The sequence below is a fragment of the Stenotrophomonas sp. YJH_SMC_80 genome (assembly GCF_059372495.1).
Window position 1 is genome coordinate 532937 of the sequence record NZ_JCAFVP010000003.1, and the last position, 6547, is coordinate 539483.

General features: G+C 65.5%; 5 protein-coding genes. All 5 read left to right on the forward strand.

Annotation, left to right across the window (positions count from 1 at the left end; translation table 11 throughout):
• The first annotated feature begins 297 nt into the window (after positions 1-297).
• The 5 genes from AC5P99_RS08345 (at position 298) to secF (ending at position 5999) form a co-directional block, all read left to right on the forward strand.
• Positions 298-1395 (forward strand): alpha/beta hydrolase, encoded by a 1098-nt coding sequence (locus tag AC5P99_RS08345; RefSeq protein ID WP_123958480.1) that lies wholly within the window; start codon positions 298-300, stop codon positions 1393-1395.
• 80 nt (positions 1396-1475) lie between these two features.
• Positions 1476-2606: a tRNA guanosine(34) transglycosylase Tgt gene (gene tgt / locus AC5P99_RS08350; protein ID WP_005409256.1), complete on the forward strand. Its 1131-nt coding sequence runs from the start codon at positions 1476-1478 to the stop codon at positions 2604-2606.
• A 133-nt stretch (positions 2607-2739) separates the two neighbouring features.
• Positions 2740-3084: a preprotein translocase subunit YajC gene (gene yajC / locus AC5P99_RS08355; RefSeq protein WP_005409257.1), complete on the forward strand. Its 345-nt coding sequence runs from the start codon at positions 2740-2742 to the stop codon at positions 3082-3084.
• A 61-nt stretch (positions 3085-3145) separates the two neighbouring features.
• Positions 3146-5002 carry a protein translocase subunit SecD gene (secD, locus tag AC5P99_RS08360; protein ID WP_043035689.1) on the forward strand — a complete coding sequence of 619 codons (1857 nt, stop codon included), beginning with the start codon at positions 3146-3148 and terminating at the stop codon, positions 5000-5002.
• A 16-nt stretch (positions 5003-5018) separates the two neighbouring features.
• Entirely contained in the window at positions 5019-5999 is a 981-nt protein-coding gene (secF, locus tag AC5P99_RS08365) for a protein translocase subunit SecF (protein ID WP_005409259.1), read from the forward strand.
• Positions 6000-6547 lie beyond the last annotated feature (548 nt).

A 6547-nucleotide genomic window follows, 5' to 3' on the forward strand; every position in this document is an offset into this window, starting at 1 on the left:
CCCCGGAAAGCCACGCTTGGCGTGGCTCTACTGCCGCTGGAATCAGTAGATCCACGCCATGCGTGGATGGCATCCCAACGTTCTTCCCGGCAGAAGGTGCACTGCGAGTGATGTGGTGACCACCCGCCAAGGCCAGTGGCGACGAAGGTGAAACCGCGCCCCGCGAGGTTTGTCGCTTTTTTCAGGATTAAGCGGGCAGCCCGCCGACAGGCGGTCGTCCAAGGCCTGCGACAGCGGGCTAGGATCGCATCGCGCAGACCCCGGGGAGGGGCCGGTGCCCCACCAAGGAGAACGTTCATGCGCCGGATTGCCGGGTTGTGCCTGATCGTGTGTGGCCTTTCGTCCTGTTCCAGCGTGCCCGATGTCGCCTACTGGCCCGAGCATGAGGCCCGTCCCCTCGCATTGCCTGCGCGCAGCGAGCGAATGGTGATCGAGATCAATGATGCCGGGGGCTTCCATTGGCCGGGCCAGTTCAACCGCCTGCAACGCTGGCTGGCGGCGGAACCTGTCGATCTCCCGGTGGTGGTCTTCATCAACGGCTGGCACCACAACGCATCGCCCAATGACAGCAACTTCACTGATTTTGAAGAATTCCTTGGCAAGGTCGAGGCCAAGGCGGGAACCCCGGTGAGGGGGCTCTATGTGGGGTGGCGTGGTGACTCCTACGATACCCCGCTGGCCTGGGAGCCGAGCGACTTTCTGACGGTTTGGGATCGAAAGAACGCCTCGGTGACAGTAGGGGAGAACGGGCTGGCGCAGGTGGTGGCCCTGTTGCGCGAGCAGCATCCGGAGAGGGCGGTCTACATGATCGGCCACAGTTTCGGCGGCTCAGCCCTGTTCCATGCCATCAAGGATGGCCTGGTGCAGGAGCAGTTGGATGGCTTCGAGTACTTCATGCTCAACCCGGCAGTGGCCGAGCGTGAGTTCGACGAGGTCGAGCAGGCGCTGGTATCCGCGTGGGCAGCGTCACCGGCATTTGCCGGAACAGTATCGATCACGGCTGCTGACGCTTTGCGCCAGCATCGAAAGGTGACGGTGCTGCAGGCGCAGGGCGACAAGGCCGTCGGTATGGGCTACCGGATTGCGTTCAGGGGCACGCCCATTGGATTTGACCGTCAGCGCCAGACCCATCGAGCCTGGGTCTGCGCCACGGCCGATGCCTGTCCGCCACCGCCGCTGGACGCCTGTACCGCAACGCTTGCCGATGGCCGTTTCGTTCTGCGCGCCCGGACCATACCGGGCCAGGGCTGTGCGCCAATGCAGCAACGTCCGGTCTGGGTGATCGCAGGCGCAGACAGTGTCTCGGCCGACCACAACGACATCCTGAACTCGATCCAGGCGGACGCCCTGGCCGACCTGGTGACGCAGCGCTGGCGGCTGCGGGCAGGGCGCTGAACGGCGTAGACAGGTCGTGGGGTTCGTCGGCGCCGGGTTTTGGGGGACAATAGACAACTATTTGCCTGAATGACCGCTCCATGTCCCGACTGCAGTTCCAGCTCCAGACCCGCGACGGCCGTGCCCGCCGTGGCCGCCTGACCTTCCCGCGTGGCACGGTGGAAACGCCGGCCTTCATGCCGGTGGGGACCTATGGCTCGGTCAAGGGCATCCTGCCGGACCAGGTGCGTGCGCTGGGCGCCGAGATCATCCTCGGCAACACCTTCCACCTGTACCTGCGCCCGGGCCTGGACATCATCGCCGACCACGGCGGCCTGCACGGCTTCTGCCGCTGGGACGGCCCGATCCTGACCGACTCCGGTGGCTTCCAGGTGTTCTCGCTGGCCCACCGCCGCAAGATCACCGAGCAGGGCGTGACCTTTGCCTCGCCCACCGACGGCGCCCGTGTGTTCCTGGGCCCGGAAGAGAGCATGAAGATCCAGAAGGTGCTCGATTCGGACGTGGTGATGATCTTCGACGAGTGCACCCCGTACCCGGCCACCGAGGATGTGGCGCGCCGGTCGATGGAGCTGAGCCTGCGCTGGGCCCAGCGCAGCCGCAACGCGCATGACGAGCTGGGCAATGACGCGGCCCTGTTCGGCATCGTCCAGGGCGGCGTGCACACCGACCTGCGCAGCCGCTCGGCCGAGGCCCTGCAGGCGATCGGCTTCGACGGCTATGCCATCGGCGGCCTGGCTGTGGGCGAGCCGGAGCACGAGCGCAACGCCATGCTCGACCACCTGGACCCGGAGCTGCCAAGCGACCGTCCGCGCTACCTGATGGGTGTGGGCCGGCCGGAGGACCTGGTCGAGGGTGTCGCACGTGGCGTGGACATGTTCGACTGCGTGATGCCGACGCGCAACGCCCGCAACGGCCACTATTTCACCTCGTTCGGCACCGTTCGCATCCGAAATTCCCAGTACGCGCGGGACATGGACCCGATCGAGCCGGGCTGCGGCTGCGTGGCCTGCACCGGCGGTTACACGCGTTCCTACCTGCGCCACCTGGACCGCTGCAACGAGATGCTGGCGCCGATGCTCGGTACCCTGCACAACCTGTTCTATTACGAAAAGCTGATGGCCGACATCCGCGCGGCCATCGAGGCGGGAACCTTCCTGGCCTTCCGCGAGTCCTTCTACGCGGCACGCGGGGCGGTGGCCCCGCCCCTGTAACCCGAACGCCCCTGCCAAACGGCCCAAGGACGAACGCCCGGGGCCGTGGCATACTTCAAGGCTGACCCAGATCCGCGGTCGACACCTCGTGCCCGTGAAAGGGCCGAAGCGCCGCCCAACCAAAGGACCAACGATGAACCTGCTTGCTTTCCTGATTCCCGCCGCCCACGCCCAGGCCGCCGGCGGCCAACCGCAGGGCATGGGCCTGACCACGCTGCTGTTCCCGGTCATCCTGATCGCCATCATGTACTTCCTGATGATCCGCCCGCAGATGAAGCGGCAGAAGGAGCACAAGGCCATGCTGGAGAAGATCAAGCGTGGCGATGAAGTGCTGACCAACGGCGGCATCGCCGGCATCGTCACCGACATCGGCGACAACTTCATCACCATTGAAGTGGCTGACAACGTGCGCATCCGCGTGCAGAAGGGCGCTGTCGGCAACGTGCTGCCGGCCGGTACCCTGAAGTCGGCCCAGTAAGCCACTCCCTTTCCGATGCACAACCGCGGCGCCGGGGATGGCGCCGCGCGGGACCCAAGCAATGCTCGAATTTCCACGCTGGAAGTACGTCGTCATCCTGATCGTACTGGCGCTCAGCGCGCTGTACGCGCTGCCCAACATCTACCAGAAGGACCCGGCCCTCCAGATCACCGCCAACCGTGGCGGGCAGATCGACGATGCGCTGCGCGACCGTGTGCTGGCCGACCTGAAGACGGCCGGTGTCACCCCCGTCGGTGTCGAGAAGGAAGGGGAAAGCCTGATTGTCCGCCTGCCGGACCTGAAGGCGCAGTCCGCTGCCAGCGACGCCCTGCGCGACACCGTCGGCGAAAAGTACACCGTGGCCCTGAACCTGGCCTCGACCGTGCCGGACTGGCTGGCCAACCTCGGCGGTCGCCCGATGGTGCTGGGCCTGGACCTGCAGGGTGGTGTGCACTTCGTGCTGCAGGTCGACCAGAAGGCCGCCCTCGACAAGCGCCTGGACGCCTACACCGAAGACGTGCGCAGCACCCTGCGTGACGCGCGCATCGCGTACCAGTCGGTGGAGCGTCGCGCGGACAACAGCATCGTGGCCAACCTGAGCCCGTCCGCCGGTGATGACGCCGCACAGCGTGCCCGTGCGGCGCTGGTGAAGGCGCAGCCGACGCTCGGCTACGACGTCAGCGGCAACCGAATCACGGTGACCGTGCCGGAGACCGAGATCGCGCAGATCGCCAATGGCGCCATCGAGCAGAACATCAACACCCTGCGCAACCGCGTGAACCAGCTCGGCGTGGCCGAGCCGATCATCCAGCGCCAGGGTGCCGACCGCGTGGTCGTGCAGCTGCCCGGCGTGCAGGACACTGCCGAAGCCAAGCGCATGATCGGCGCCACCGCCACCCTGGAATACCGCGCGGTGGTCGAGGGCAATGCCCAGGACGCCATCGACTCCGGCCGCATCCCGCCGGAAGCGAAGGTCTATCAGCGCCGTGACGGCGGCGGTCCGATCCTGCTGAACAAGCGCGTGATCGTCACCGGCGACCAGATGGTCGGCGCGCAGGCGGTGACCGACTCCACCAGTGGTGCCCCGGCGGTCAGCGTGACGCTGAACAACGTCGGCGGCCAGCGCATGTTCGACTTCACCAGCGCCAACGTGAACAAGCCGATGGCGGTGGTGTATACCGAACGCGTGCCGACCGTGACCCTGGTTGACGGCCAGGAAGTGCGTGGCTTCAAGGTCAACGAGGAAGTGATCTCGGTGGCCAACATCAACGGCGTGTTCGGCAAGAACTTCCAGACCACCGGCCTGCAGAAGAAGGAAGCCGACGACCTGGCCAAGCTGCTGAAGTCCGGCTCGCTGGCCGCGCCGATGGACTTCGTCGAAGAGCGTGTGGTCGGCCCGAGCCTCGGCGCCGAGAACGTCAAGAACGGCATGCGCGCAGTGGTGTTCGCGTTCCTGTTCACCCTGGTGTTCTTCAGCGTCTACTACCGCATGTTCGGTGTGATCACCTCGATCGCGATGCTGTTCAACCTGCTGATCGTGGTGGCGGTGATGTCGCTGTTCGGCGCCACCATGACCCTGCCGGGCTTCGCCGGCCTGGCGTTGTCGGTGGGCCTGTCGGTGGACGCCAACGTGCTGATCAACGAGCGTATCCGTGAAGAGCTGCGTGCCGGCGTGCCGGGCAAGACCGCGATCGTGACCGGTTACGAGCGTGCCTCGGGCACCATTCTCGACGCCAACCTGACCGGCCTGATCGTTGGTGTGGCGCTGTTCGCATTCGGTACCGGTCCGCTGAAGGGCTTCGCACTGACCATGATCATCGGTATTTTCGCCTCCATGTTCACCGCGATCACCGTGTCGCGTGCGCTGGCGACGCTGATCTACGGCCGTCGCAAGAAGCTCCAGAACGTGGCCATCTGACGGGACGACACGCACAATGAAACTGTTTCCGCTGCACATCCTCCCGAACGACACCAAGATCGACTTCATGCGCTGGCGCCATGTCGCCATGGCAGTCACCATCGTGGTGTTCCTGGCCTCGGTCGCCATCATCGGCATCAAGGGCTTCAACTACGCGCTGGACTTCACCGGCGGCACCCTGATCGAAGCCCGCTTCGACAAGCCGGTGGACGTCGAGCAGGTCCGCAACAAGCTCGAGCAGAGTGGCTTCGAAGGCGCCCAGGTCCAGAGCGTCGGTGGCAACACCGACCTGCTGATCCGCCTGGCCCCGCACGGTGAGCATGCGCCGGGTACCGGTGACGCCGCCGCCGAGGACAAGGCCACCGCTGCCGCCGTGGTGAAGGCGCTGTCTTCTGCCGACAACCAGGCCACCGTGCTGCGCAACGAGTTCGTCGGCCCGCAGATCGGCAAGGACCTGGCGATGAATGGCCTGTACGCGACCATCTTCATGCTGGCCGGCTTCCTGATCTACATCGCGGTGCGCTTCGAGTGGAAGTTCGCGGTCACCGCCAGCATCGTGGCGATGTTCGACCTGATCGTGACGGTCGCTTACGTGTCCCTGCTGGGTCGTGAGTTCGACCTGACCGTGCTGGCCGGCCTGCTGTCGGTGATGGGCTTTGCGATCAACGACATCATCGTGGTCTTCGACCGCGTCCGCGAGAACTTCCGCAGCCTGCGCGTGGACTCGATGGAAGTGCTGAACCGTTCGATCAACCAGACGCTGTCGCGTACGGTGATCACCGCGGTGATGTTCTTCCTGTCGGCGCTGGCGCTGTACATGTACGGCGGCAGCTCGATGGAAGGCCTGGCCGAGACGCACATGATCGGCGCGGTGATTGTGGTGCTGTCCTCGATCCTGGTGGCGGTGCCGATGCTGACGATCGGCTTCCTGCGCGTCAGCAAGCAGGACCTGCTGCCGAAGGCGAAGGACGTCGAGGCCCTGGCCCGTCGCCCGTAATTGCCTGCTGCCCGCAGCACACAGAGAACCCCGCGCAAGCGGGGTTTTTTGTGTGCAGGGCTTGCAGCCCTGCACCCGCGGTAGTGCCGGCCGCTGGCCGGCAACAGCAACAGCGTGCATTCCGTGGTTGGGCGGGGCGGTGTCGGAGTGCGGGGACGCCGCAAGTACGTCCGTGTAGGCTTGGCAGCCGCATCCATGCGGCTGACACCCCGCACTCCGACACCGCCCCACCTCTGACAGATTCCGGCGGCTGTTGGTAGGTGTCGACCTTGGTCGACACATCTGTCAGATATCGATAATCAAACTGGAATCAGATCTACCGTGTCGACCAAGGTCGACACCCATCAGAGAAGAATGCTGTCCCGACAGGTCGCGGAAACCTGTCGAAGCGGGGTGGGTCCGGTTGCGGGGGCGTGAGCCGCATGGATGCGGCGACCGAGCTTACATGGGTGAGGGCGCTTTGCTTGCGAAGCACTGCTTCGCAAGCGCCCGAACGCACAGCCGCCAGCGGCTGGGCCGGGCCCCGGAGGGGGACTTGCAGCGTCCCC